This window comes from Agrobacterium sp. ST15.13.015, assembly GCF_027871645.1.
GTDB lineage: Bacteria > Pseudomonadota > Alphaproteobacteria > Rhizobiales > Rhizobiaceae > Agrobacterium > Agrobacterium leguminum.
Genome location: NZ_JAQAHF010000030.1, coordinates 1 through 22,700 on the forward strand (window position 1 = coordinate 1; position 22,700 = coordinate 22,700).

At 57.5% G+C, this 22,700-nt stretch carries 31 protein-coding genes; 14 read left to right on the plus strand and 17 right to left on the minus strand.

All coding sequences use genetic code 11. The annotated features are described in order from the left end of the window. From PIB16_RS25810 to PIB16_RS25865, 13 genes are all read left to right on the plus strand, one after another. On the plus strand, nt 1-254 hold a 254-nt coding region (locus PIB16_RS25810; protein WP_333780006.1), incomplete at its 5' end, for a helix-turn-helix domain-containing protein. 222 nt (nt 255-476) lie between these two features. Next, nucleotides 477-944, plus strand: coding sequence for a hypothetical protein (locus tag PIB16_RS25815; protein WP_271046616.1), 468 nt, complete (start codon nt 477-479; stop codon nt 942-944). 101 nt (nt 945-1,045) lie between these two features. Continuing rightward, on the plus strand, nt 1,046-1,198 hold the full coding sequence (locus PIB16_RS25820) for a hypothetical protein (RefSeq protein WP_271046617.1): 153 nt from the start codon (nt 1,046-1,048) through the stop codon (nt 1,196-1,198). A gap of 50 nt (nt 1,199-1,248) precedes the next feature. After that, nucleotides 1,249-1,428, plus strand: coding sequence for a hypothetical protein (locus tag PIB16_RS26820; protein ID WP_442866795.1), 180 nt, complete (start codon nt 1,249-1,251; stop codon nt 1,426-1,428). Beyond that, nucleotides 1,425-2,768: a ParB N-terminal domain-containing protein gene (locus PIB16_RS25825; RefSeq protein ID WP_271046618.1), complete on the plus strand. Its 1,344-nt coding sequence runs from the start codon at nt 1,425-1,427 to the stop codon at nt 2,766-2,768. Before PIB16_RS26820 ends, PIB16_RS25825 begins: the two co-directional genes overlap by 4 nt. Continuing rightward, on the plus strand, nt 2,765-3,511 hold the full coding sequence (locus tag PIB16_RS25830) for a hypothetical protein (protein WP_271046619.1): 747 nt from the start codon (nt 2,765-2,767) through the stop codon (nt 3,509-3,511). Before PIB16_RS25825 ends, PIB16_RS25830 begins: the two co-directional genes overlap by 4 nt. After that, nucleotides 3,508-4,035, plus strand: a complete 528-nt coding sequence (locus tag PIB16_RS25835) for a hypothetical protein (RefSeq protein WP_271046620.1) — start codon at nt 3,508-3,510, stop codon at nt 4,033-4,035. The genes PIB16_RS25830 and PIB16_RS25835 overlap by 4 nt, the downstream gene beginning before the upstream one ends. Before the next feature lie 33 nt (nt 4,036-4,068). Next, a complete protein-coding gene (locus PIB16_RS25840; RefSeq protein WP_271046621.1) occupies nt 4,069-5,286 on the plus strand; it encodes a helix-turn-helix domain-containing protein in 1,218 nt (405 codons plus the stop codon). Nucleotides 5,287-5,366: 80 nt separating this feature from the next. Then, nucleotides 5,367-5,951, plus strand: coding sequence for a transcription termination/antitermination protein NusG (gene nusG / locus PIB16_RS25845; protein WP_271046622.1), 585 nt, complete (start codon nt 5,367-5,369; stop codon nt 5,949-5,951). Nucleotides 5,952-6,181: 230 nt separating this feature from the next. Then, nucleotides 6,182-6,754 carry a hypothetical protein gene (locus PIB16_RS25850; protein WP_080823847.1) on the plus strand — a complete coding sequence of 191 codons (573 nt, stop codon included), beginning with the start codon at nt 6,182-6,184 and terminating at the stop codon, nt 6,752-6,754. 176 nt (nt 6,755-6,930) lie between these two features. Beyond that, entirely contained in the window at nt 6,931-7,533 is a 603-nt protein-coding gene (locus PIB16_RS25855) for a hypothetical protein (RefSeq protein WP_271046623.1), read from the plus strand. A 17-nt stretch (nt 7,534-7,550) separates the two neighbouring features. Continuing rightward, the gene (locus tag PIB16_RS25860; protein ID WP_271046624.1) at nt 7,551-9,830 is read left to right on the plus strand and encodes a terminase gpA endonuclease subunit; all 2,280 of its coding nucleotides are present in this window, start codon (nt 7,551-7,553) and stop codon (nt 9,828-9,830) included. A 205-nt stretch (nt 9,831-10,035) separates the two neighbouring features. Then, entirely contained in the window at nt 10,036-10,875 is an 840-nt protein-coding gene (locus PIB16_RS25865; protein WP_271046625.1) for a DNA adenine methylase, read from the plus strand. A gap of 197 nt (nt 10,876-11,072) precedes the next feature. Here PIB16_RS25865 and PIB16_RS25870 read toward each other — a convergent pair whose 3' ends face one another. The 5 genes from PIB16_RS25870 to PIB16_RS25890 form a co-directional block, all read right to left on the minus strand. After that, nucleotides 11,073-11,498, minus strand: a complete 426-nt coding sequence (locus PIB16_RS25870) for a hypothetical protein (protein ID WP_271046626.1) — start codon at nt 11,496-11,498, stop codon at nt 11,073-11,075. A 106-nt stretch (nt 11,499-11,604) separates the two neighbouring features. Then, nucleotides 11,605-12,042, minus strand: a complete 438-nt coding sequence (locus PIB16_RS25875; protein WP_271046627.1) for a BrnA antitoxin family protein — start codon at nt 12,040-12,042, stop codon at nt 11,605-11,607. Further along, complete coding sequence (locus tag PIB16_RS25880; protein ID WP_271046628.1) at nt 12,039-12,287, minus strand: BrnT family toxin; 249 nt, start codon at nt 12,285-12,287, stop codon at nt 12,039-12,041. Before PIB16_RS25880 ends, PIB16_RS25875 begins: the two co-directional genes overlap by 4 nt. A 258-nt stretch (nt 12,288-12,545) precedes the next feature. Then, entirely contained in the window at nt 12,546-12,830 is a 285-nt protein-coding gene (locus tag PIB16_RS25885) for a chromosome partitioning protein ParB (RefSeq protein ID WP_271046629.1), read from the minus strand. Beyond that, entirely contained in the window at nt 12,827-13,492 is a 666-nt protein-coding gene (locus PIB16_RS25890; RefSeq protein ID WP_271046630.1) for a ParA family protein, read from the minus strand. The genes PIB16_RS25885 and PIB16_RS25890 overlap by 4 nt, the downstream gene beginning before the upstream one ends. 436 nt (nt 13,493-13,928) lie before the next feature. On the opposite strand from PIB16_RS25890, the gene PIB16_RS25895 reads away from it, so the two are divergent. Then, nucleotides 13,929-14,531 carry a recombinase family protein gene (locus PIB16_RS25895; protein WP_271046631.1) on the plus strand — a complete coding sequence of 201 codons (603 nt, stop codon included), beginning with the start codon at nt 13,929-13,931 and terminating at the stop codon, nt 14,529-14,531. A gap of 166 nt (nt 14,532-14,697) precedes the next feature. Here the strand turns inward: PIB16_RS25895 and PIB16_RS25900 are convergent, their stop codons facing one another. The 12 genes from PIB16_RS25900 to PIB16_RS25955 all read right to left on the minus strand — a co-directional run bounded on the left by PIB16_RS25900 (nt 14,698) and on the right by PIB16_RS25955 (nt 22,489). Further along, nucleotides 14,698-15,558 (minus strand): helix-turn-helix domain-containing protein, encoded by an 861-nt coding sequence (locus tag PIB16_RS25900; RefSeq protein ID WP_271046632.1) that lies wholly within the window; start codon nt 15,556-15,558, stop codon nt 14,698-14,700. Nucleotides 15,559-15,740: 182 nt separating this feature from the next. Then, nucleotides 15,741-15,947 carry a ribbon-helix-helix protein, CopG family gene (locus PIB16_RS26740; RefSeq protein ID WP_080823827.1) on the minus strand — a complete coding sequence of 69 codons (207 nt, stop codon included), beginning with the start codon at nt 15,945-15,947 and terminating at the stop codon, nt 15,741-15,743. A 95-nt stretch (nt 15,948-16,042) separates the two neighbouring features. Continuing rightward, the gene (locus PIB16_RS25910; RefSeq protein WP_271046633.1) at nt 16,043-16,612 is read right to left on the minus strand and encodes a hypothetical protein; all 570 of its coding nucleotides are present in this window, start codon (nt 16,610-16,612) and stop codon (nt 16,043-16,045) included. Continuing rightward, the gene (locus tag PIB16_RS25915; protein ID WP_271046634.1) at nt 16,609-17,475 is read right to left on the minus strand and encodes a DNA adenine methylase; all 867 of its coding nucleotides are present in this window, start codon (nt 17,473-17,475) and stop codon (nt 16,609-16,611) included. The genes PIB16_RS25910 and PIB16_RS25915 overlap by 4 nt, the downstream gene beginning before the upstream one ends. Continuing rightward, a complete protein-coding gene (locus PIB16_RS25920) occupies nt 17,472-18,182 on the minus strand; it encodes a hypothetical protein (RefSeq protein ID WP_271046635.1) in 711 nt (236 codons plus the stop codon). The genes PIB16_RS25915 and PIB16_RS25920 overlap by 4 nt, the downstream gene beginning before the upstream one ends. Next, on the minus strand, nt 18,179-18,364 hold the full coding sequence (locus PIB16_RS25925) for a hypothetical protein (protein WP_271046636.1): 186 nt from the start codon (nt 18,362-18,364) through the stop codon (nt 18,179-18,181). The genes PIB16_RS25920 and PIB16_RS25925 overlap by 4 nt, the downstream gene beginning before the upstream one ends. Further along, nucleotides 18,361-19,110: a hypothetical protein gene (locus PIB16_RS25930; RefSeq protein WP_271046637.1), complete on the minus strand. Its 750-nt coding sequence runs from the start codon at nt 19,108-19,110 to the stop codon at nt 18,361-18,363. Before PIB16_RS25930 ends, PIB16_RS25925 begins: the two co-directional genes overlap by 4 nt. A gap of 12 nt (nt 19,111-19,122) precedes the next feature. Further along, nucleotides 19,123-20,208 carry a DUF5131 family protein gene (locus PIB16_RS25935; RefSeq protein ID WP_271046638.1) on the minus strand — a complete coding sequence of 362 codons (1,086 nt, stop codon included), beginning with the start codon at nt 20,206-20,208 and terminating at the stop codon, nt 19,123-19,125. Next, entirely contained in the window at nt 20,201-20,380 is a 180-nt protein-coding gene (locus PIB16_RS25940) for a hypothetical protein (protein WP_271046639.1), read from the minus strand. Before PIB16_RS25940 ends, PIB16_RS25935 begins: the two co-directional genes overlap by 8 nt. After that, nucleotides 20,377-21,198 carry a hypothetical protein gene (locus PIB16_RS25945; protein ID WP_271046640.1) on the minus strand — a complete coding sequence of 274 codons (822 nt, stop codon included), beginning with the start codon at nt 21,196-21,198 and terminating at the stop codon, nt 20,377-20,379. Before PIB16_RS25945 ends, PIB16_RS25940 begins: the two co-directional genes overlap by 4 nt. Nucleotides 21,199-21,428: 230 nt before the next feature. Next, nucleotides 21,429-21,761 (minus strand): hypothetical protein, encoded by a 333-nt coding sequence (locus PIB16_RS25950; protein WP_271046641.1) that lies wholly within the window; start codon nt 21,759-21,761, stop codon nt 21,429-21,431. A 95-nt stretch (nt 21,762-21,856) separates the two neighbouring features. Continuing rightward, complete coding sequence (locus PIB16_RS25955; protein WP_271046642.1) at nt 21,857-22,489, minus strand: LexA family transcriptional regulator; 633 nt, start codon at nt 22,487-22,489, stop codon at nt 21,857-21,859. Between the last annotated feature and the right edge of the window lie 211 nt (nt 22,490-22,700).

The following is a 22,700-nucleotide window of genomic DNA, read 5'->3' on the forward strand; positions in this document are numbered from 1 at the left end:
GATTGAAAGAGTGGCGACTGACGCGCGGAAAAACCCTGGCTGACATGGCGGCGCTCCTCGGTATTGAGAGGGCGCGCACCTATCAGCGTTACGAGGACGGGGAAAATCGCGCCGATGCTCACTTAGTCGAGCGCATCCGTGACGTGACCAACAATGATGTTGCCGTCATCGATATGCACAACCAGCGTCTTGAATGGCTGAAAGCCAATCGCTCGGACCTGTTTTCTGAACCGGAAGGTGCCGCGAATGAATAGGGCGTGCACCTCCATCGTTTCCATTCGCGCGGCCTTTCCTCCCGGCCTGCTGCGGCCCGCGCCGGGGCGCAATCTCACTGATGCTCTGGCGCGGGTTTCTAACTTTGTTTCGCATCGGGTGATCTCCGTAACTCTGTAGCTGTCACCTGAATACGCCGCCTGCGAACGGCATTCACGGAATCATTTCCAGATTTTTTTTCCTTGCTTTTGTGGGGTCTCTAAGTGCGTCAGAATTCCAAGATTTTTGAAACTGCTCTCAAGGCTAACACGCAGGCGGCATACGATGCGGTCGGCGGCACGTCCTCCGCTTCCGGGCTGCTTGGCGTCGGTATCTCCGCGTTATCGAAATACGCATCGCAAGACGAGCAGTGGAAGGAGAACTTCATCCGCATCGATCTCGCCGTCGATTTGGATCGTAGGTCTCCGCATCCGTTCATCGTCACGACGATGGCAAGAGAGCTGGGGTTCGCGCTGGTTCGTGACGACTTGCCGGCAGGGGATGTCAAGCTGTGCCCGATGAGCCTGCTCAAGCTTGATCGCGTACTCGACGATGTCGTCGATGAGGTTGCAAACGCTCTGTCGGACGGCCACGCGGACGCCTACGAACGCAAGGAAATCCGCAAGCGCATTGCATCCGCAAAAGTCGCATTGGCCCGCCTCGACGCGATGATGATTGGCGGTGATGAATGAAGCCCGCTCGCAACTCGCCAGCAACTCGGATTTTCCAAAAGCCGCTTAGCAGGCTGGATCGACAGTTTCTTTTCATGCTGCGTGACGTAGCGGGCGGAAAGATGAGCCTCATTCGCATCTATGATCGCGACCGCGCCAAAGCCTGCGCGGAGGCGGGATATTGCCGCATCGAAGAACCGAAGACCGGGCCAGCCCGCGTCTATCTGAAGGATAGCGGCCGGCGATACCTAGATGTCATCGTGAGGGCTGACTGATGGACGGTCCGGATCGGCTTCCTCCCCCAAATCCAGAAAAAGCCGCAACTATGCGGCGCTACGATGCCTTGCCGCCAGCCACTCGCCGCGCAATTTCCAGCGCGGCTTTTCAGATTCATCCGCAGGCGGCAGAAAAGATGCTCGGTCGCGGCATGACGGGTGAGCGCTGCGCCGAAAAACTAACCGCGACCGATCCCCATAGACCCGACCGGGTAGGGGGTCGCCGATGACCGGGCTGATTTTGGATGCGCGGCAGGAGGCCGCGAACGGCATTTATCAAATTCTCGATCCGCTAACCGATGATGAATTCTTGTCGTTGAAGGCGGATATCGAGCGTAATGGCGTTCTTGTGCCTGTAGAGTATGACGAGCATGGCCATATTCTCGATGGGCATCATCGCGTTGCCATCTGCAAGATGCTGGGCATTTCCGAATGGCCGCGTTTCGTCCGTAAAGGGCTGACGGAAGAAGAAAAGCGGTCGTTCGCCCGGTCGATCAACTTTAACCGACGCCATCTGTCAACCGCCCAAAAGCAGAAGGTCATTGAGGCCCAGCTTAAAGACGATCCCAGCGCTTCCAATCGTGCGATTGCGGCGAAGCTTGGCGTTGATCACAAGACAGTCGCCGGCGCACGGACGCGATTGGAGGTAACTGGGGAAATTCCCCAGTTGCAGCGAACCCTCGGCGCTGACGGCAAGGAGCGGCGCAAGCCAATCCAGACAATGTTCATGCCGGAACGGGTTAACCTTCCGGAGATGAAGCTTGTCCTGAAGGCGGTTGAAAGCAGGGAGCATATTGAGAAAGTCGCATCGTATCTCGGCGCGCTGAAAAGTAATGAGCCGCCTGCGGAGGCTGTTTCCGCGCCCGCGATCATCCAGCCGCAAAGGGAAAATCTTCGGGCGGCGGTTGGAACTGCCAGCGCCACCAAAGAAGAGCGCGGGGCAAACCTTTACGAAACGCCGCCAGAAGCCATGTTTGCGCTGATGGCGCTGGAAGTATTTTCGGCCACCATTCTTGAGCCGGCGTGTGGACGTGGTGCCATCGCGCGCATGCTCGAACGATTTAATTACGAGGTGGTTCTAGCCGATCTGCTGGACTATGGCACGGCCGACAAGTACGGCCGGCGTCAAGCTGTGCAAGACTTCATGACTTCGCAACCGCCTGAAATCGGTTCCTACGATATCGTGACTAACCCGCCCTATGGCAGCTCGATGAATGCATTCATCGCTCATGCTCTGCGGGCCTACCGGCCACGGAAAATGGCGCTTCTTCTTAACTGGAATGCCTATTCCGGATTTGCTGACGAGGACCGGAATTTCGTTCTCGATGCATGCCCGCCAGCCCGCATCTATCAGTTCAAACGTCGCCTGCCGATGATGCACCGTGACGGCTGGGACGGCAACATTGCCAGCAGCCGAATGAATACCGCGTGGTTCGTTTGGGAAATGCAGGAAGATGGCACGTATGGGTATCAGACCATCGTGCGGCGCGTTGACTGGCAAGACTACATGCCCGTTGAAAAGCTGCTCACCAACGATGGCGCGTTGCTGCTGGAAGGCGGTGCGGAATGAATGGTCATTTTGCCCGCACCCACATCGCAGCAAGCGCCCCGATGAAAATCCTTATCGGTTGCGAAACGTCCGGCGTTGTGCGCCGCGCATTCGCTGCACTTGGGCATGACGTCTGGTCCTGCGATCTGCTGCCCGCTGAGGACGGCAGCAATCGTCACCTCGTATGCGATGTACGGGATCTACTGCATAATGATTGGGACCTGCTGGCGGTTATGCATCCGCCCTGCACCAGGCTATGCAATTCCGGGGTTCGCTGGCTTAGCGAGCCACCCAAAAATCCACCAAACGAGGCGACGGCGAAAGAAAGGTCCGTGTGGCATTCTCTGTCGCGCGAAGAAAAACTCGTCATCATGTGGCGGCTCCTGGATGAGGGTGCGGCGCTGTTCTCAGACTGCTGGAACGCCAATATCCCCCGCATCGCCGTCGAAAACCCGATCATGCACAAGCATGCGAAACAGCGCATCCGCAACTATGCGAAGCCGGCGCAAACGGTGCAGCCGTGGTGGTTTGGCGAGGAAGCGTTCAAGGCTACATCGTTCTATCTTCGCGGTTTGCCCACGCTGGTCGAAACGAAACGCCTTGTGCCGCCAAAGGTCGGCACTGATGAGCATAAGCGCTGGTCGCAAGTGCACCGTGCCCCTCCGGGGCCGGACCGCTGGCAGCTCCGCTCCAAAACCTATCAAGGCATTGCCGATGCGATGGCGTTGCAGTGGGGTGGCTACGCTCTTGAGGTAGCTGCGTGAGAGACCATCAAGCTGAACAAAGGAAGGTTGATCGGGTTCGTTACCTCGCAGACCGGCTGGCTGGCGATCAATGGGTGGTCGAAACCGACATTGAGCAGCGGGTGCACCTAGTCACGTTCCGCCACATGGACGAAGCAACCATCATCGCGACCTTCAGCAAGGATGCGTTGTCGCACGAAATCGAGCTGGTCGCGCTCGGCCTCGATGTCGCCCGCCTGCTTCTCGATGTTGGCGAAAGAGCCGGCAAGATCATCGCCGCCCTGCGCCGCGCCTTGGGCCATGAGGACCGCAAGGAACGCGAAAAGAACTACGCGGCCAATGCAGCGATTACGGCGAAAGAACCATCGTTCTGGCGCTTCCTAGAGGCCACCACGGCGGGCGGTCAGGTCCGAACGCAAACGGCGGCCGATACGCGGCTGAAAAGCGTTCTCGCGATCAGCTCCAAAAATCAACTCAACGAAGACACGCAAGCGGCTCGCAGATGGCTCGATCTGCGCCGCGCTTACGAAAACTGGAAAGGGTGAAAACGAGCACATGTCGGGGCTAAAGGACAGAAAATGAGCGAAAACAGAACACGAAAGGAGCAATCGCGGATGTGGCGGTGGCGCTGGGCAATCGGTAATTCCGATCTGCCGGCGACGACGCGCGACGTTCTGCGTGTGCTTTCCGAATTCATGAACCGCGAGGGCGACCGTTGCTTTCCTCCCATTGGCGATCTGGTCGAAAAAAGCGGGCGTGACCGCAAGACAATCCGGATTCATCTGCGTGCCGCCGAGGAAAAGGGCTGGCTGCGGGTGGAGAGTGCCGGCATGAAGGGTCAAAAATGGCGTCAAAAGAAGTATGTTGCCCGCTGGCCGGACGGTTACAGTCATCCGGAATTATTGCAGCAAGGTGGCGGTGTCATGCCCTCACCTTACGACGATGCCGGCGCTGGTGAGGTGGGGGAACTGCGCCCCGAAGCTGGGGGCGCTGCGCCCCATAAGCTGGGGGCAGAGCGCCCCCTCTATAATAACTCTCCACTTACCTCTCCAATTAACTCTCCAGAAAGAGGCGCGGGCGAGCGCGCGCTGACGCCGACAGAGCGAAAGCGGATAAATCGCGAGTTTGAGCGGTGGAAACCGACTTGGCCGCGACACGAAGATTACAGCCGTGACGAGGCGAAAGCGGAATGGGACAAGCTAACTGACGCGGATCGGCGCGACTGCATCCGCCTAACGCCATCGTATCTCAGGTGGATTGAGGGTAGGGTTAAGCCATACAGCCCCGCTATCTACTTGCGGAAAAAGGCATGGAAGGATTTGCCGCCAGCAAGCGGACCGGTCGCGAAAGTACCCGCAAAATCCTTTTCCAACCTCTGGATGGCGACCTGGCTCGAAATGCTTTTGACGGCCTCAAACCAGCCAATCCGGTTAGCGCCTGTCGAAAAGATCATGGTCGATACCGGCCAAAAGTCTGCCGAGGAAATCCGCCGCAACAAGCTGGTTGATTACTGCGCCAGCGTTGTCGAGGGGATGCTTTTTGCAGCCAGACGCCGCGAGCCTTGGCGATGCTCCACGTTTTTGGAGCCGATTTCCGAACGGTTCCAATGGGTCGCGCCTGATAGCGATCTGCTGGCGGCATGGAAGCGCCTGCACGAACGTCGATGCTGGCCGTGGTTCTCATGGGTGCCGCCTATGGGCATGCGCTTTCCGCCTGTCGATCCGGACGAAACCAATCTCGATACGGCTGTTGAGGCCGCTATCACCGAATTTGAAACACAGATTAGCAAGGTTTGACGCGGATGCGGGGAAAGAAATCAGGGGCGCAAGTTGACGTTTGCGCACAAAACGAGCCATCGGAATGGCAAAAAAGGCGCATGACGCGACGGCTCCGACTTGCGATCCAGCAACTCAGCGCCGCTGCCATGTCGCGTTTCGAGGATGAGCCGACAAGGGCAAAGTGGTTTTGCATGGCGGTCTTTGGAGGACGGGAACTGACGCTTGAACAAAATCTCAAAGATGCCGGCGTTGACGTTTTCGTGCCGCGCGAACGTTGGACGGCTGTGAAAAAAGGGGTGAAGGTCGAAGGCGAAAGCGCGCTTCTGCCCGGTTACATGCTGGTTAGAGTGCTGCCCTCGGCCGAAGCGTTCTTTGGGTTGAAACTGCAAGAGGGCGTGGTGGATTTCGTGGGCGGTTCCACGGGCTATTACGAAGTCCGGCTGGCTGATGTTACGAAGCTGAAGGCCATCTGCGATACGAACGATATCAGCCGCATGGCCGTTGACCGTTCGATAGGGCAGGGCAGCAAGGTTCAAATTACCCACGGGCCTTTCGCCGGTCATGATTGCGTCGTGGTGCAGGTCACGGCGGCCAGAAACGCCAGAGCCACCGTCTGGATTGAGGCTTTTGGGGATCGTTTGAAGCCCGTCACACTGCCGCTTGCATTTCTGAAAAAGGTGTGAGAGTCATTTGGGCAACGGATATTTCGGATTCGCCACCCTCATATGCCAGCGCTAGACGCTGCCAGAGCTAACCAGACGGTTACAGGGAACAGGTGGTTCGAAACCCAGCCTTGCCGGCCTCGTTTTTGAGGCATCGAGTCAGGGTCGGTGCGATAGCTATGTTTTCAGAAGGCGACCTTAACCGGTCGCCTTTTGCGTTTGTATAGGGGTTATTTCCCGGAGGCGCGGCCATGTCTGGTGTTTTGACGATCAAATGGGCCGACAGAAACCTTGCCAAGTACGGCAAGCGCCTTCAAACGCTGAATGCGCAATTCCCGAAAGTCTTGCCACGCATCGTCAACCAGGTGGGCAACCGCTCGAAAACGGTTGTCATCCGCGAGCTGACGAAACAGACCGGCTTGCCAAGGCAGGTTATCGTCAAGGCGATTGGCAATCCTGCGGCAGCTCGGCCCGGTCGGTATATTTACGACATGACGACGCGGGGCGGAAACATCCGCCTCAAGTATCTTCGGCCGAAGGAAACGCCGGCTGGCGTGGTGGCAAGGCCGTTCGGGAAGGCAACCCTTTACCCCGGCACTTTCATGCGGGGCGGGTTGTTCCCGGATCGCAAAGAGGTGCCGAAGTTCAACGGGCACGTTTACTACCGGCTGAATTCGTCGGGCAGCAAGATCACATTCGCCCGGTCGGGTGTCTTCATTCCGGTGGAGATGTCCACGGGCGCTACAGCCGCCGCCTTCCATCGGATTGCCGCTCCGCTGCTGGATCAACGTGTCTCGGCGGTACTTGATAAGCTGGTCCCGTGACCCTTCGACCCTGCCCCCTTTGAGGGGCGGCACCCCCCACCCCCCCATTTAGGGACCGTATTCGAGGAAAATCGACCATACGGGACAGGGGTACTGCGGGATTTCACTAGTTGCACTTTCGAAAAGCGGTACACGCATACACGCACGATGCACGCACGCTTGCACGGATGGATTTGATGGACGAAGACTGGATTTCCATCACCGAAGCGGCGGCGCGATTGACGCAATCCGGCGACAAGGTGGACCGCTCGACGCTCTCCCGCTACCTCAAGCAGCACGCCGAAGCGTTGCCGCTTCGCGAGGGCGGAAAGTCGAACAAGGTTGATTACATCGCCTTGGTCGAGCATCGATCCGGCAACATCCGCATCCGTTCCGCCCCGGCCGGTACGCTCTTCAGTAGTGTGGCCAGCCCGGCACCTGCTTCGGGCAGCATCCAAAGCCGCAACAAAACGCAAGCCGATGGCAGCGCACGCAAGGCGCTCGCCGAAGCGGAGCTGAAAGAAATGGACCTCGCCAAGCGGCGGGGTGAACTTACCACCGTTGATGAGGTCGATCAGGCCGGCCGCGATGCGGTTGCCCTGATGCAAAGCGCCTTCGAGCGCGCCATCGAGCCGGAAGCCGCAACGCTCTCCCTCAAATTCGGCTGGGACGAACGAACCGTTCGCCTCGCCCTGAAGGGCTTCGCGAAACTCGGTCTGGCGACCTTCAACGAGCAAGTGACAAAGCAACTTGAAGCGCTGAAGCGCCAAGCCGAGGGCGAGCTGCTTCAGCAAGACTAATCAGGGCGGGCTTACCAGTGACAATTCACGATGCGCGCGCTCGATTTCCAGAACTTGTCCATGGCGCATTGGTCCTGTTTCGCGGCATGGCCGCCGCCAGCCGACCGACTGAAGACCTGACGATCAGCGAATTTTCTGACGCTTATCGCAAGGTGTCGCCGGAATCGGGTTCGCCGTGGCCGGGCGACTTCCTGACGGACCGCGTTCCATATCTGCGCGAGCCGCAAGATTGCCTCCATCCGGATCATCCGGCGCGGCGGGTAACATGCCGCTGGGCCGCCCAGCTCGGCAAATCGACCGCAATTGAAAACTGGTTTTGCTTCATCGTGGATCAAGCGCCCGGCTCGATGATGATCGTGCTGCCGACGCTCGAAGAAGCGACGAAGTTCAACCGCATCAAATTGCAGCCGACAATCGAGGTATCGCCGCGCATCGCTCACAAGGTTATGCCGGTCAACAGCCGCGACGAACAGGGCAGCTCGTCCGCGTTCAAGCGTTATGCCGGTGGCTTCTGCCAGATCGTCAATGCAGGTTCTTCCAAGGGCTTGCAGATGGTGTCCATCAAATATCTGGCGATGGACGAAGTCACGGGCTACCCGAAAGACGTTGACGGTCGCGGCAGTCCTCGCGATCAGGCGCGGGCGCGTCAGAAAATGTACGGCGATCTCGCCAAGGAATGGCAAGGGTCTACGCCGGGCATCGCCGGCGAATGCGCCATTACCGAAGATTTCGAGGCGGGCGATCAGCGATATCGCTATATGCCGTGCCCGCACTGCGGCACCTATCAGGCGCTCGAATTCGACATGATGCGTGGGCCGGACGCCGCGCGTGGCCTTCCGGTGCATATGCGTTGCATCCGTTGTGACGAACCGATCCTCGACGGCCACAAGCGGCAGATGGAGGAACAGGCGCACTGGATCGCGCGGCGCGTCCATGAGGGTGACGATCCTGTACCGCTGGCGATAGCGCCGGCCGATCTTGCGAAATGGCTTTGCCCCGTGAAAGAGGGCAGGTGCCGCGAGTGGGAACCGAGCTATCATCTTTGGGCCGCCTATGCGCCCCGCGAACGCTGGGCCGAAATCTGGAAACGGTGGGAAGACGCGCAAGGCGATACCACCAAAATGAAAGCGTTCTATCAGCAGGATTTGGCCCTGCCATACGATCCGGGCGGCGTCGAAATCGATCACGAAAAGATCGTTGAGGCCGCCCGCGACGAGGGCATACCGAATACGCTTCGTACTGGCAAGCGTGGCACGCTGACGGTCTATCTGGCGGCTTTGCCGGGTGGCATGGCTGGCTACATGTTTGCCGACCAGCGCGCCGCCGCGCTGGCGGTTCCGACTCCCGATCTCTGCATCATGCATCAGGGCCACAACATGCAAAGCTTTGAGCTTTCGAGCGGCGACGTCAGATACGTATCTGGCAAATCAGCCTTTCTCGGTCCCATTGCCATGACATGCCTGAAATGGCCCGGCGTGCCGCAGATCATCACTACCCAAAACCCGAAGCGCAGTAGCGCCGGCTATGACAAGGTGAGGGCAGCAATTCTTGAGATTGGCGCGTCACTGACTGATATCATGGTCATCGACACGCATCAGGCACTCATAGATGCTGGAAAGCCGCCCGCCTGGTATCTGGATGACACGCATCCAAATGAACTCGGTTACGCGAAAATAGCGGACTATTTGATTGCCAGCTATCGCGGATCGACGCCAGTCGCCGGCTACACTACCGCGCCGTGGCCGCTCACTGCCGCCACCAACCTGCACGCCAATCCTGACTTTACGAACTGGACGGGCGCTGTTCCTGTCAACTGGAGCGCGCAGGCACCCGCGACGGCGATTAAGGATGCCAATGTAAAGTGGCCGGGTTTTGCTCACTCGTTTTCTATGGTCCCGAACGGCAATGCTGCTGCGGGCATGGTCCGCTACATCCGAACAACGGAGTTGACGCCCCTTCTTGGCAAGCGGGTCACTGTTGCCATCCTCTACTATTCCATGGCTGGGCAACGCAGTCCGACTATCAATTGGGTGGTAAAGTCCGGAGGTGGAACGCGCACGCTTGTCGGTGCTGCCCTGCAATTCGGTGGAGCCGGCGACCAGGTGACGGGCGGATGGATGATGGCAGTCTTCCACAACGTTCTCATTGATGCCGACGTAGACCCGAACGCGTTCACGACATACTTCTCCATCCGCGCCGGCTTCGGCGTGACAGCTCCTGCATCAAACCTGCCGTTACGGCTTCAGAAAATCATGATGGTAGAGGGCGATAAGCCACGCATTGCCTTGGCAGCGTAGGTTTCGCGAGCCTCAAATATTCGGGCCGGCAGGTATCCCCTAGCCGGCCCGTTTTCTTTTGCCGCCTTCGGGTGGTCGCAGCCTCGCGGCTGCAACAGCGGGTGCAGATTGGCGTCATACCCCGCCCGACAAAATCATAGATCATTGCCGCACCCTTCGCCTGCGCAGGCCGGTGCGGTTTGTCAGAAAAGATGGTCTTAGACAAATGCAAAATCTCTTTCAGTTTTCCGAAGTGCGGCCGGTCTCTCCCCCAGCCGCCTATCTCGGCGGTAAAAAGCAGCTCGCCGGCCGGATCGCTGCGTTGCTCGAACAAATCCCGCATGACCTTTATGTGGAGCCGTTCACCGGCATGGGCGGGGTATTCTTCCGCCGTCGCCTTGTCCCTCGCTCGGAAGTCATCAATGACATTTCCGGCGACGTGACGACGCTATTTCGCATCCTGCAGCGTCACTTGCCCCAGCTGCTGGAGGTGATGAAATTCCAGATCACGTCACGCCGGGAATTCGAGCGGCTGGCCGCATGCGATCCCGCCACCCTGACCGATCTGGAGAGGGCTGCCCGGTTCCTCTATCTCCAGAAGCTGGCGTTCGGCGGCAAGATTTCCGGCCGCACCTTTGGCGTCGATACCACGGGCGGCGCGCGTTTTAATGTCACGCGCCTGACGCCTATCATGGAGGAGGTTCATGAACGCCTCGCCGGCGTCGTGATCGAGTGCCTTGACTGGCGCACGCTCATTGAGCGCTATGACCGGCCGGGCGCAATGTTCTACCTCGATCCGCCTTATTATGGCTGCGAGAACGACTATGGAAAGAACGTCTTCAAGCGGGACGATTTCGCGGAAATGGCCGAGCGCCTCGGCACCATCAAGGGCCGCTTCATGATCTCGCTCAATGACCGGCCGGAAGTGCGGGAAATCTTCGGGCGCTATCCCATGACGCCGGTTTCGCTGACCTACACCATCCGGGGCGGTGAAGGGAAAGAGGTTGGCGAAGTCGTCATCCTTGACGGCAAGGAGCCGGCAATCCCGAACCTGCCATTGCTATGAATACGAAAGCCGCTCGGTTATGCCGGGCGGCTTTTTGCGTTTCTGGCGCTGGGTGTCGGGAAGGATATTCTAATTTCGCGCTCCGATCGCGCGCTCGAGCGGATCCGCGGCCGCAATAAAATTACAAGGTTACGAACGAATGTTTCACGCTGCGGCGTCGGCCGCCGGCGAACGCTGAAATGATTTTGCGCCCTGCCCTACCCGTTATCTTCATCGGATCGGCGCAACATCCGGCCGCCATGCCGAAGGCGCACTATGCCAGTGCGATTGTGCCTGTAGACCTGATAGGCAGCGTTCGCGGCCACGATGTTGTCAGCGCCGGCGAGTTCCTTGAAACGGAAACCGTCACCCGTGATTTCATCGACGGTAAAAGGAAAGTTGGCATCGAAGAACGGCACCTTTTTGGGATCGGGCAAATCCACCACATGTTGCTCCTGCCCTACTTCGCAAAAGAATATGCTTTCACGGCCGTAGACCCATGCGGTGATAGTGCGCCAGTCAAGCTTTCCCTTCGCCTTGTAGCAAACCTGCCATTCGTTCTGGTGGCAAATCAGCATAGGCCAGCTAAGCGGTTTCCTGATTGTGGTTTGAATTTCGGTTGATTTCAGGAGCGGCGCGGGCATTGATCCTTCCTTTTTGTTCTATGAATGTTCTCATATTCAAAAGGAGTCAAGCAATCGCCGGTGGAACAAAAAAGCCGCCCGGCTGGGGCGGCTTCCGTGGTTCGTGTCAATGCAGGCCGGATAGCTTTCTAAGGTCGCTGTTCATGCGCGATTGCCACCCCTTCCCCATCGCCTTGTAATGCTCGACAACTTCGGGATCGAGACGGATTGTGATGGGCGTTTTATGCGTCTGTGCTTTCGGCCGGCCGCGCCGGGCTATCTCCCGGTCGATGCTCTTGGCCAAATCCGGCAGCACTTCACGGAGCGGCTTCATCTTGGCTTGCTCGTCCACCTCTAGCGGGCGCTCAATATCAGGATCGGGGCCGATCATTTCGCCGGTTGCGGTTTCAACCCACCATCCATCCTCGTCTTGATGTACGCCGCCCTTGGCAATCAGGTCTTTCATGGCGCGGTCATATTCCTGCCAGCGCCGGCGCAGCTCGACGGCGTCGGCGTCAGTGTCTCCAAGGTCAGCGGTGATAAACTGAGGCCATTTCCGGGTCATGATAAATTCCTTTCTGCCTTGTTTGCCCGTCGCATTGAGATGACGGAAAGGGCTTCTGAGCCATACGGACGAAACGCAACGGCAATAACGGTGATGCCCTCGAAATTTCCTATCGCCTTGTAGCGGCCATCCTTGGAAGGCTGGACTTTGGCTGTTTCGAAGAAATCAATCGACAGGTCAGCAAAGTCTAGACCGTGCTTGGTCAGGTTCGATTGCCGTTTATGTTCGTCCCAAATGATTTTCATAAATTGTATGTACGATAAATAATTGGATTGCACAAGCTTTTTGTGTGTACAAAAATATCAAGAATTCTACTCTTTCGCCTTCGTGGGGGGTGAGTGTAGAAGCCGAAGCAGTTCTATTTCGTCGGACATTTCTTCGATTGTTTCAGCATCGGATTTCCTGCCAACAAAGCGTTGGAGGAGGCCTTCAATTGAGGTCTCCATAAGTTTTTTTGGGAGGTCTGGATGCTTCGATTTGTCGACCATACGACACCTACTCGGTTACTTCTTGTTTTCCAGATAAAGCGCCCATGCTTCTTCGATGATGACACCTTGCACCACGCCGCGCCGCATTGCTTCCTCTGCTATCTCTTCGGATACATGCGGCAGCACCTTGGCATGCACCTGGCCGGTTCGTTCACTTTTCTTTCGGCCGGGCTTCCCGCGTGGTGAACGATCAACAAACCCCCTCGCCTCTCCTGCCGCATCGGCCTTTGCGATGGCTGCTTCTGTTGCCGGCTTGGCTGTGCGCTTCAGTGCGCCGAGATCCAGTTTGAAATCTGTCATTTCAGTGCCTCCGTCAGACGCTTGTAAACCGCCATGGCGAATGCCTCGGCGTTCTCGATTGCTGATGACATGTTGCCTTGCTTAGTTTCCATCGAATGCAGATCGCCGCCGAATTCAAAGAGGGCGGAAAAGGCGGCGCGTTCCATGAGCGGCGGCTCCACAATATCAATTCCCCCTTCCCTCAATGAGTTTTCAATCCCGTTCTGTTGCTTCGAGCGGATGGCCCGGGTCATCGTGAAAACCACGGCATGCGCGATGCGGCGATTTATGGCTTCCTCTTCTTCGGCGATAAGCTGTAGTGACTGCGCGCCAATCGTGGCGTCAAGGATCGTGGCGCGCATTGGGATCAGAACCAAATCCGCTTGTGATATGGCTCTGGACACCATCCGAGACGCTACGCCTTCAAGATCAACGATCACCACTGCGCCATCAACATCGTGCTGCTTGATCGTTTTGACGATGCTGGATTCCGTGACGTCACTCAGTGCCTGAATGTTTTCAGGAAGTGTCCCTTTCCCAGCCCATATGCTCAAGGAATGGTTGGGGTCGCAGTCCAACATTGTGACGGGCACGCCTTTGCGGGCAAGCTCGGTGCCCAGCAGAACTGCCGTGGTTGATTTCCCAGCGCCACCTTTCGATGATGCAATTACGACAACAGGCATAGATGAAAACTCCGGTTGAAATAATAATCTGGTTTATTCAGATACCCGGTAAAAGTTGATATCGGATTAATTATTAAATCCGGTAACTGAATTAACCCGATAAAAGCACAAACCGGATATATTCTGCAACCGGATATTTTGAAAAACCGGGTAAGCCCACTTATCAGATAAGGGGCAATACCCGGTAACTAAACAAACCGGGTATCTCATTAAATCCGGTGTGCCGAGTGATGAAAGTAAACCACGCGTTAATTTTAAATGGGCGCGTTGCGGCATTCATTTTCAAAGCTTTGCATGGCCATCCCGGCGCAGAACTTCGATGCTCAAAACCGTCCGGATGTGGCACCGACGCTAACACCTGGTCGAAACCCCCTTTCCAGCAAATGCGACATGTCCAATAATGGCCCGGTCACTTATGGACAGGGCAGGGGAGAGAATGTCTCGAATTTTTGCTTACGTGCGCGTTTCGACAGTCGGACAATCGGCCGAGAACCAGATCGCGGAAATTGAAAGGGCCGGCTTTAACATCATGCCGCGCCGGATCGTCTCGGAAACGATCTCTGGAAGTACGCCGGTGGCCCAGCGGCCGGGGTTCTTGAAACTGCTCGACCGACTCGAACCGGAAGACGTGTTGATCGTGACAAAGCTGGATCGCCTCGGCCGTGACGCCATGGACGTTAGCAGCACGGTCAAGATGCTGGCCGAAAACGGGGTGAGGGTGCATTGCCTCCAACTGGGCGGCCTCGATCTCACCAGCTCGGCCGGCACGATGACGATGCATATTTTGAATGCGATGGCCCAATTTGAGCGCGACCTGTTGATTGAAAGGACGCAAGCCGGCGTGGCGCGGGCGCGCGAAAAAGGCAAGCGCTTCGGCCGGCCGCCCGCATTGACGGATCGGCAAGTGAAGTCAGCCAAGTCAGAACTCGCGGAAGGCGTTAGCGTGTCGGCCTTGGCCCGAAAACACGGCGTGAGCCGCCAGACTATCGCGCGGCTTAAAGTTGCGCCGCAAGACGCCGCTCCGGGGGATGTGGAATAATATTCTCCTCAAGATTTCCCCTTGCGACCTCTCATAAGCCAAAGAACCTATCCGGGCGTGTAAACGGTTCTGAAATTGCGTATAGGTTGCCGCCGAACCGCACTTTAACGCGGTTCGGAACCGCCGCAGGGCCGCGTAAGCGGACCGAACAAGCGGCGTCCGCTTATTAATCCGCAGGATTATAAAAATCAGGGCCGGATTCAGTTCTTTCAGTGAACTCACGCTCATTCAAAAGCTTTCCGGCCTTTCTTGCCTCCAAATTTTTGCGGAATCGCTCAATGGCAGGGTTCGCCGTGGCCGGCTGGGTGTAGTGAAACTGCATCTGCTTTGCTGCCGGCGTCTGACGGCCTTCCTCGGCCCGCTGGGCGCGGTTCTGTGCCGCCCGCTCCACATAGCCCGCCAGTTGCTCGGCGCGCGCCCTGTCCTCTACAGTCTCCCGCAAACGGTCGGCCGGCGAAAGGCTATCCATGTGAGCCTTGAGGGCGTCTTGGCGTTCCTGCTGGGCCTGTAGCGCGTCATCGGGCAGGGGGGCGGCCTTCCTCGCATATTTGCCAAGAAGCGCCTTGGCGCGCGCCGGCAGGCTCAAGCGATAGGCGTTGCTTGTCTGCTGGACCTGCGGGCCTGCGCCATCGTTGCCGGTCGGAATGTATCGGCGCAGCCAATCGACAAAGCCATGGGTACGGAGCGCATCGAGCGCTCGGCATACCGCAGCTCGGGCGCGGCCGATCTTTTCCATGATGGTGCTAATAGATGGATCAAGCCGGCCGTTCCCGAAATCAACCAGGTTGGTGAGGTAGTCCAGCACTTCAAGCGCAACGTGACCGAGGGGGCCGGTGCGCTTGCCTGGCTGTTTCATCGCCAGCTCATACTTGCGCGCTGCAAGCATGATTTCGCGGGCTTCGTGGCGGGGCATAGGCTTCCAGAATACAGCCTCACACTTGCCCTTCAGGCGGGAATTTCTACGCACGGGTGCGCCAGTTCGTTTGGTGCCGGATTTTGCCTGCACCGCGCCAATCTGCTGGAACATGGTTCCTTTGTCCTCTCTCAAGAGGGCATGGACAGCAGACAAAAAATCAGCGCTCCCGCAAGCGCTAACATCTTGCGAGTTCGTTAATTCTGAACTATCTTGAGACTGTCTTACGGTTCTCAAGATCGTTTTATCTACTTATCCAAAAAAGCCCTGCCTCGCCAAAGGCGGGCTTTTTTATTTTATGCCCTTGTTTGTTCTATATAAAACCTGAAGGCCTCTTCCAGTATCGGGGCGCGGGACGATGCCCCACGCTCCTGTTTTAATCGGTCAATCTCTGCTACCACTTCACCCGGCATAACAATGCTGACATTCACAAGCCCTTTGGCTGCTTGTCTCGCACGGGTGGCTGCAACGCTTTCACGGGATGAGGGACGAGTATTCTTCATCTCTACATGTAGCAGTGATTCCCGTTGATTCTGCAAGCGGCGTCACAAAGTTTCCTCGGTGATGGCGTTTCGCCGGCTGCAAAACCCTGCCTCTCTCAGTTCAAGGGTGCGGTGTCCGTGGCGGGTGGAAGGTGCCGTGCCACCAATGCCTCGATGTCGGTGAGGGGTACGCGGCCGCTGGCTGTGCCGGTGAGCTGGGCGATGAACCACATGCGCGTATCGTTATCGAACGCAGCAAGCGCAGCCTTGTTCTTCCGCGTCGTTATCAGGTGTTTCAGCTGGGCTTCTAGCGCAGCGATGTCCGCCTTTGCAGGTGCTGCGGGGGCGTAAACCTTCTCGAATGTGACCAATTCTGCATATGCGGGTCTGAAGCCCGGGTCAGGCTTTTCCGTGCCGCCTTCATAGTGCCAATGACCTTCTTCCGGCGTGTCGGCGTGCTTCCATCGCCAGCCAACATGTTTCATTCCCGCCACGTCCTGCACCCGTGCGGAAAGGGCAGCATTCCAGTAGTGCCAGCCGGCATTGATGACCTCGTCTTGATATCCATCGCCGCAGCGCATGAGGCTTTCGGTGCGTATCTCGATTTCGAGGAACCCGCTTTCCTTCAGGCGCTCGATGACGGCGGCTTCGTACAAGTTTCTTTGTGTCTTTGTTGCGTTGGTCATGCTGCACCTTCGAAAAGAGAGGGATGCTTTTCAGCGTTAAGGCGGGAAAGGCATTGCGGGTTGATCCACAGAACCTCAGTACGGTCCAAAGCACCATCGGCGTGCGCGGCGATCTCGACCCTTTCCCAATGGGACAGGCGCTTGTCGTAAATCTCGCTCGGATAGCCGGAGAGGACCACGGCTGCGCGGCACTCAATAATCCTGTCCAGCAACTCGGCGTGCTGCTGGATTGTCATTTCGTGCTTGTACGTGTGGAAGGCTTGGCCGCCTTTCCGTTTCTGTGATCGGGTGTCCGGAACGTATGGCGGGTCGAGATAGATAAGCGCCTCGTCTTCATCGTACCTGTCGATGATTTGGAGCGCCGGGCGGTTCTCGATCAGAACGCCTTTTAGCCTGTCAGTTACCGCCTGCAGCGCCGCCGGCAGTGTTGGCCACTCGCCGGCCGGCAGTGCGCCGCCCCGATTAACCAAGCTGGCGCGGAAACCCGTACTCTTTCGGCTCACGGCTGAGCTTGATCCATGCCCCATGTAAGAGCGAACGATCAGCCGCCGCGCGCGTTCCACTGGCGCTTTCGCCAGCAGAAAGGCTGCGTCGTATTCGTCGCGAGAAAATGGCGTGATGTCGATTTTGCGGCGCAGCTCGGCCGCGCTGTCTTCGTCGCGCAGCACCTGGAATAGATTTACCACCTCGCCATCAAGGTCGTTGTAGCATTCGCCCATGGACCGCGTCTTGCGAAGCAGCACCGAGGCTGCGCCGCCAAACGGCTCGACATAAAGGCGATGCGCGGGGAAGTGGCTGATGATCCAAGGAGCAAGCCGCCACTTGCCGCCCAGATAGCGAAGAACTGGCCGAGTAGGTGTCATGCGGCAGCTCCCACGGTGGCGGATGTCATCCGGTCGATGTTCTGGCGGTGGACGGTGAAGGTGTAGACGATCACCCATGGGTTTGCGTCCCATGCGCCCGTGCCGTTGATCCTGTCCCACAAGTCGCGATACCAATCGCGCGCGGTGGGAAACAACTTCCCTCCTGACGCTGCTTGAAGGTCATCGGCAAAACGGCTGAAGGTGGGCGTGCGCCAAGCGCCTTCGGCAATGGCGTCGGCCTCGCTGATATCCTGAAGGCGCTCAACCCGCACATCGGTCACGCAAAGCGTGATGCGCGATGCCCAGCGAGGCATGAAGATCGACGGCCGCCAGAAGTCCGGTCCTTTGGGCGCATAATATTTGAAAGCGTTCTTGTCGCCGTTCGGGTAGGGAATGCATTCATGCTGTTCATTCCAGCCCACTTTGCCCTGCTGGGCGGCGTAGGCGATTTGCACCTGGTCGGCATGCCACGCGTGAGCGCGCCACGTTTCTTTCACCCAAAAGCGGTCGCCTACGGAAACCTTGAGCGGCACTTTTGCAAGGCAGCTTGTCGCCTCAACGCATGCATAGGGGCCGTCATCATCGATTTCGAGGGTGCCGGGAACGGCCCATCTCGGCAGTTTGAAATGGCGGCGCGATTGCGTCTTCCGCTCTTCGAGCTGGGCGCAAACCATGGTGCCGCTGAATAGGATGGGGTGGTCTTTCATCGGCTAGCCTCGTTTGTAGGCGCGCGATTGAGGATCGCATGAACCTCATGGGCCGCGCGCAAGGTTGTGTCTGATAGCAGGCCGCCATTGCCGCCCTTGCCCATGCTGCCGTTCATGTCATGCTCGACCGCGTTGGCGAGTTTCCGGGCGGCGGCTTCGAGTTGTTCGGCTCTGCTCGTCATTCGAACCTCACGCCGGTTACGGCGAACGCGCCATCCTCATTCGCTTCCGCAAGGTCAAGGATAGGCTGGCCGTCGAATTCGCCGGTTTGTTTTAGCCAGAGGTGGGCAAGGGCAGCGCCGCCGGCCGCGTCCAGAATCTCAGTGATGCTTCCATTGCCGAACGCATCGCAGATTTCCTTCTCTGCGGTAGGTGCCAGAGCGAACAAGTCATGATGGCCTTCAACGTAGGCCATCCAAGGTTCACCCTCGCCGCCGTCGCTGTAGAGCGCGTGCCAGTGAATGACGAACTTCGCCGTTTCCCCCTCGATAACAAAGCTCCATGACGTGGATGGTCCTTCCCAAAAAACATCAATGGTATGTGTGCCGGGTTCCAAATCGTGCTTGCTGACAAGCTCATCCAGCGATCCCGCCGATCTGTCGTCATCACCGTCTACGCGGTAAAGGTTGCCTTCAACCGGAAGAAGGTAATTGGTGCGGAGCGTGCCGTTATCCTCAATTGTGAGGATGAACTCACCATAGTTCCGGTACTGAGCAAACTTGATGACATCGCCGTACTGAAGCTCGCGCACGTAGAAATCGATGTCTTCCTTATCGCAGCCTTCAACCGGTTTAAGGATGTAGCCGGCGTCCGTCTTGTGAATGAATTTGCTCGGGTTGGTTTGCCAGTCCGGATTGACTTCATCCTGCCAATCGTGGGGCAGGTACTTGGTTTCAGGTGTCGCGTATCGTGAGGTTTGCTCGATCATGATTGCTGTCTCTTAGGCTGCGTCAGTTTTCAGGGTGAGGGCAGGGACGGCGGGGCGGGCGTTATGCTCAACGCTGTCCAGAAAGCGGCCGGTTTTGCGCTTGCCGGCTCGGATCATGCTGTGGTCCGGGTCCAGCTCGTCGCACCACATGGGCTTTTGCCAGTTTTCCCACTCCTCGCCGGTCCACTCCATCCAGTCGAACCGGCTGATTTCCGGGTCATCATCGAGCGTTACGGAACCGAGCTGGGGCACGTACTCGCCCCACTGCTTGAAATGAAAGGCAACGCCGGCTCCCGCGCACTGGTCGCGCAGGCTGCGAACCCAATTTGGATGGGCTGGCCGTGCCTTGTGTTCGCCTTGGTCAGTTTCGCCGCCAACGATCACCCACTGGATGCTGTGGCAAAGCCCGATGTAGTCCCGGCCGTTTTGGACAAAACGCGTGGTGGGAATGTCGTTGTCTTCCGGTCGCATCCAGACTTTCCCGCGCAAAGCGTCGGTAAAATACTTGGATTTCGGGTATTCCTGAAATGCCGTCAGATCGACCGGGCCGATAAGTGGCTCACACGACAGGAACAGAAAGAGCGGGCGTGTCTTCGCGTGCCACAAATCAACGCTCGCCTGCAGTAATGCTTGCACGTTGATATTCGCCCGCGGCTGATCCTCAACCGTGGTTCCGATCGCTGCATTTTCCGGCAGTCCTCCGGTCTTTTCGGCCATCTTGGCAATGTTCTGCGGGCGCTTCGTCAAAAGTAACCAGACAAGGTGCGGTGTGGCGCGGATAAGGTCGAATAGATCCCGACGCCATTCATCTGGAATGGCGTTATCGAACACGTCAGCAAGCGAAGCGCAGAACACAAAGGGGCGGGTGCCTTCCTTCGCGGCCTTGGCGTTCCATACGAGCGGCTTGCGCCAGTTTGCGGCATTGGTGCGAACGCGGGTGCCGTTGCCTTTGCCCGGCCCGCCCCACTCGGCGCGGTGCATGCGGGTTTCCATCAGATGGGCGGCGTAACAGCCGTCGCAGGCCGGCGCGATGCGGGTGCAGCCAATCCAAGGATTGAAGGTCATATCCGCCCACGAAATGTTCGTCGTATCAGCCATTGGAAACCTTCCTCAAAAACTTGATGCTCTTGATTGCGCCGGGGCGCTGGCGCTCGGCCTGTGCGCCGGCCAGAACCGAAGTCGCGGCGGTTGTCGTGACCGTCGCGCCGTCGCGGTAGGTGATCCGGAAAAGCGATTTCGGTTTGCGGCTGGGGCTGGCGCTGGCGCTCATCCTTCAGTGACCTCGGCGGATGGGCTTGCCTTCGGCTCAAAAGAAAAGGGGGGTAGCACCTCGGTAGCGTTCACAGCCATAGGGTTCATAGCCATCCAGATGCCAACGAACTCGGGGCATTCGGTCAACTGCATAACCAGCATGGGTGCTTTAGAGTTAACAGCCTTGCGAAAGCTGTGAACGGGAATAGCGGTCGGATGGTCGGCCAGCAGAACGTCAATCAGAGGATTGAAAAGCGCCGGCACAATTGGGTTGAAACAAATTTCAGCCGCGCTGATCGGGTCGGCCGCGAGGAAGTCGCGGATAAACGCAGCGCTCTTTGTTTCCGACAGTCGGTAATCAAGCCCCCGTGTATGGTCCCGAACGCTGCTCGGCGTCGAAAACAAGGCGGGCTGAAACTCTTCATGGCATGCCGCCCATGCGGGATTGCGCATTTTCGGGCTGATGTGCATGCCGGCCGAATAGACATAGACCATGCCCGGCTGAAGCCATTCCGGTGGAGTAACATCATAGTCGTCACCGCAAAACGTCATGGGCGCGATCTCGATACCCTTCGCGGCTGCAAAGGCTGCATCCGGAAAGTCGATGATTGCTGGGGCTTCGATAAAGCCCTCCGGATCGTGGATTATCGCGGTGGCATGCCCCGTCAAAGCAATGATGTAGACGCCACCGCTCTCGGCCGGCTCGATGTGGATCGACCCTAACAGCAAATGGAGCGGGTGGACCTTGCGCGCATATTTCACAAAGGAATGCAGCGGGTGAAGGTACTTGGCCTGAAAACCGCCAAGGCGGAATTTTGTTTCGTTGATGTCGGTCATGGCTTGGTCACCTTGTGCGCCGGTTGAAACATCGAGACGGCGGGCAGGCTTATCGGTGTTCCGATGCCACCAGAGCGCACCCAAATCTTGCGCGGTTGCCATTCGGCGCGGCGCGTGGTGGGCTTTGGTTTTAGGGGGGCGTTTTGTGGGTCTGCTTGGCATGGCCTGTCCGTCTATTCGGGAAACCGCACCTGCCTGCGCAGGCGAAGGTGCGGAAACCGGAAGGGGCGTTAGGCCGCTTCACGACGGGCAAGGCGGCCGGCCAGCTCGCGGGCCTCCTCGCCGTACTTTTTGATCTGTTCGCGGGTAAAACGGTCGGCGATATCGTTCTCGGTGCAGCCTTCGCCAAGGCCCAAAATTGCATCCGCCATCTTGTTGATGATCTTGTTCTCTTCCTGCGAGCGCTGTTTCATGCCTGGTTCTCCATCCTGTTGAGGTGGATGGGCGGCATGACATTTCGAGGAAAGCCGCCCATCCGGGAACCCTTCTGCCGTGAGGGGGCTCAACGGTTCGGGATGGCGGGAATATGTCGATAAACGACAATCAAAGTCAAGCAACAGCATGTCGATTTTCGACAATACATAAGGAGAACAAAAAAAGACCTATGTCGATCAATGACATAGGTCTTTGAAAAATTCGGGCGCTTTGATGGGCGGCTTTACGTCTCGCGTTGTACCGAGAACGTCACTCTACCTACGATCCTCACGATGTCGTTATCAGCGCCGCTAAGGTCGATAGGCTGCTGGTGACGCGGATCATTCGATTCCGGCAGGAGCCAGAATTTCCCTTCGTCATCCTTGAAGAGTGTTTTGACCGTGGCTTCGCGCAAGCCGTCTGCGCGCTCTCGCTCCACGATGTATCTTTTGCCGGGAATAGGGGATTCTCCGGTTTCCATCAGGCTGGTGTAAATGACTGCCGAGCCCTCGGCATAACGCTTATTCATAGACGGTCCGCGCGTTTCCGCGCCATAAAGCATGACATTCTGAAACTCTGGATCATTCGGAACGATTACGTCATAGCAATCGTCTTCATGCCAAAGCAGTGATTCTGCCCATTCCCCCGCCTGCACATGCTGACGCACCCTAACCGTCCGCACGTTGCCGTGGCTGGCGATCAGTTCGGCCGGCTGCCTGTGGAAAAACTCGGCCAGCTTTTCTATCTTGGAAAGGGTTAACTGCGTCTTGCCCGTTTCCAGCCGGTTGTAATTTTCAGTAGTGATATCAAGCACCGCAGCCGCTTCCGCCTGCGTCTTGCCACTCATTTCCCGGATTTTTCTGATCTGATTTGTCATGGTATTTTTATAGCGATTTTCGACAAAGAGGGTATGTCGGTTTTCGACAAGTATTTTGATTGACTTTTATTGTCGTTTATCGACATATTCCCGGCCATGCGATTGAAAGAGTGGCGACTGACGCGCGGAAAAACCCTGGCTGACATGGCGGCGCTCCTCGGTATTGAGAGGGCGCGCACCTATCAGCGTTACGAGGACGGGGAAAATCGCG

Bases quoted from the DNA above. Each gene is read 5' to 3' on its own strand.
- PIB16_RS25820 (WP_271046617.1), top strand. From the start codon at position 1,046: ATGAGCCTCATTCGCATCTATGATCGCGACCGCGCCAAAGCCTGCGCG.
- PIB16_RS26820 (WP_442866795.1), top strand. From the start codon at position 1,249: ATGCGGCGCTACGATGCCTTGCCGCCAGCCACTCGCCGCGCAATTTCC.
- PIB16_RS25825 (WP_271046618.1), top strand. From the start codon at position 1,425: ATGACCGGGCTGATTTTGGATGCGCGGCAGGAGGCCGCGAACGGCATT.
- PIB16_RS25830 (WP_271046619.1), top strand. From the start codon at position 2,765: ATGAATGGTCATTTTGCCCGCACCCACATCGCAGCAAGCGCCCCGATG.
- PIB16_RS25840 (WP_271046621.1), top strand. From the start codon at position 4,069: ATGAGCGAAAACAGAACACGAAAGGAGCAATCGCGGATGTGGCGGTGG.
- nusG (WP_271046622.1), top strand. From the start codon at position 5,367: ATGACGCGACGGCTCCGACTTGCGATCCAGCAACTCAGCGCCGCTGCC.
- PIB16_RS25850 (WP_080823847.1), top strand. From the start codon at position 6,182: ATGTCTGGTGTTTTGACGATCAAATGGGCCGACAGAAACCTTGCCAAG.
- PIB16_RS25855 (WP_271046623.1), top strand. From the start codon at position 6,931: ATGGACGAAGACTGGATTTCCATCACCGAAGCGGCGGCGCGATTGACG.
- PIB16_RS25865 (WP_271046625.1), top strand. From the start codon at position 10,036: ATGCAAAATCTCTTTCAGTTTTCCGAAGTGCGGCCGGTCTCTCCCCCA.
- PIB16_RS25870 (WP_271046626.1), bottom strand. From the start codon at position 11,498: ATGCCCGCGCCGCTCCTGAAATCAACCGAAATTCAAACCACAATCAGG.
- PIB16_RS25875 (WP_271046627.1), bottom strand. From the start codon at position 12,042: ATGACCCGGAAATGGCCTCAGTTTATCACCGCTGACCTTGGAGACACT.
- PIB16_RS25880 (WP_271046628.1), bottom strand. From the start codon at position 12,287: ATGAAAATCATTTGGGACGAACATAAACGGCAATCGAACCTGACCAAG.
- PIB16_RS25885 (WP_271046629.1), bottom strand. From the start codon at position 12,830: ATGACAGATTTCAAACTGGATCTCGGCGCACTGAAGCGCACAGCCAAG.
- PIB16_RS25890 (WP_271046630.1), bottom strand. From the start codon at position 13,492: ATGCCTGTTGTCGTAATTGCATCATCGAAAGGTGGCGCTGGGAAATCA.
- PIB16_RS25895 (WP_271046631.1), top strand. From the start codon at position 13,929: ATGTCTCGAATTTTTGCTTACGTGCGCGTTTCGACAGTCGGACAATCG.
- PIB16_RS25900 (WP_271046632.1), bottom strand. From the start codon at position 15,558: ATGTTCCAGCAGATTGGCGCGGTGCAGGCAAAATCCGGCACCAAACGA.
- PIB16_RS26740 (WP_080823827.1), bottom strand. From the start codon at position 15,947: ATGAAGAATACTCGTCCCTCATCCCGTGAAAGCGTTGCAGCCACCCGT.
- PIB16_RS25910 (WP_271046633.1), bottom strand. From the start codon at position 16,612: ATGACCAACGCAACAAAGACACAAAGAAACTTGTACGAAGCCGCCGTC.
- PIB16_RS25915 (WP_271046634.1), bottom strand. From the start codon at position 17,475: ATGACACCTACTCGGCCAGTTCTTCGCTATCTGGGCGGCAAGTGGCGG.
- PIB16_RS25920 (WP_271046635.1), bottom strand. From the start codon at position 18,182: ATGAAAGACCACCCCATCCTATTCAGCGGCACCATGGTTTGCGCCCAG.
- PIB16_RS25925 (WP_271046636.1), bottom strand. From the start codon at position 18,364: ATGACGAGCAGAGCCGAACAACTCGAAGCCGCCGCCCGGAAACTCGCC.
- PIB16_RS25930 (WP_271046637.1), bottom strand. From the start codon at position 19,110: ATGATCGAGCAAACCTCACGATACGCGACACCTGAAACCAAGTACCTG.
- PIB16_RS25935 (WP_271046638.1), bottom strand. From the start codon at position 20,208: ATGGCTGATACGACGAACATTTCGTGGGCGGATATGACCTTCAATCCT.
- PIB16_RS25940 (WP_271046639.1), bottom strand. From the start codon at position 20,380: ATGAGCGCCAGCGCCAGCCCCAGCCGCAAACCGAAATCGCTTTTCCGG.
- PIB16_RS25945 (WP_271046640.1), bottom strand. From the start codon at position 21,198: ATGACCGACATCAACGAAACAAAATTCCGCCTTGGCGGTTTTCAGGCC.
- PIB16_RS25950 (WP_271046641.1), bottom strand. From the start codon at position 21,761: ATGCTGTTGCTTGACTTTGATTGTCGTTTATCGACATATTCCCGCCAT.
- PIB16_RS25955 (WP_271046642.1), bottom strand. From the start codon at position 22,489: ATGACAAATCAGATCAGAAAAATCCGGGAAATGAGTGGCAAGACGCAG.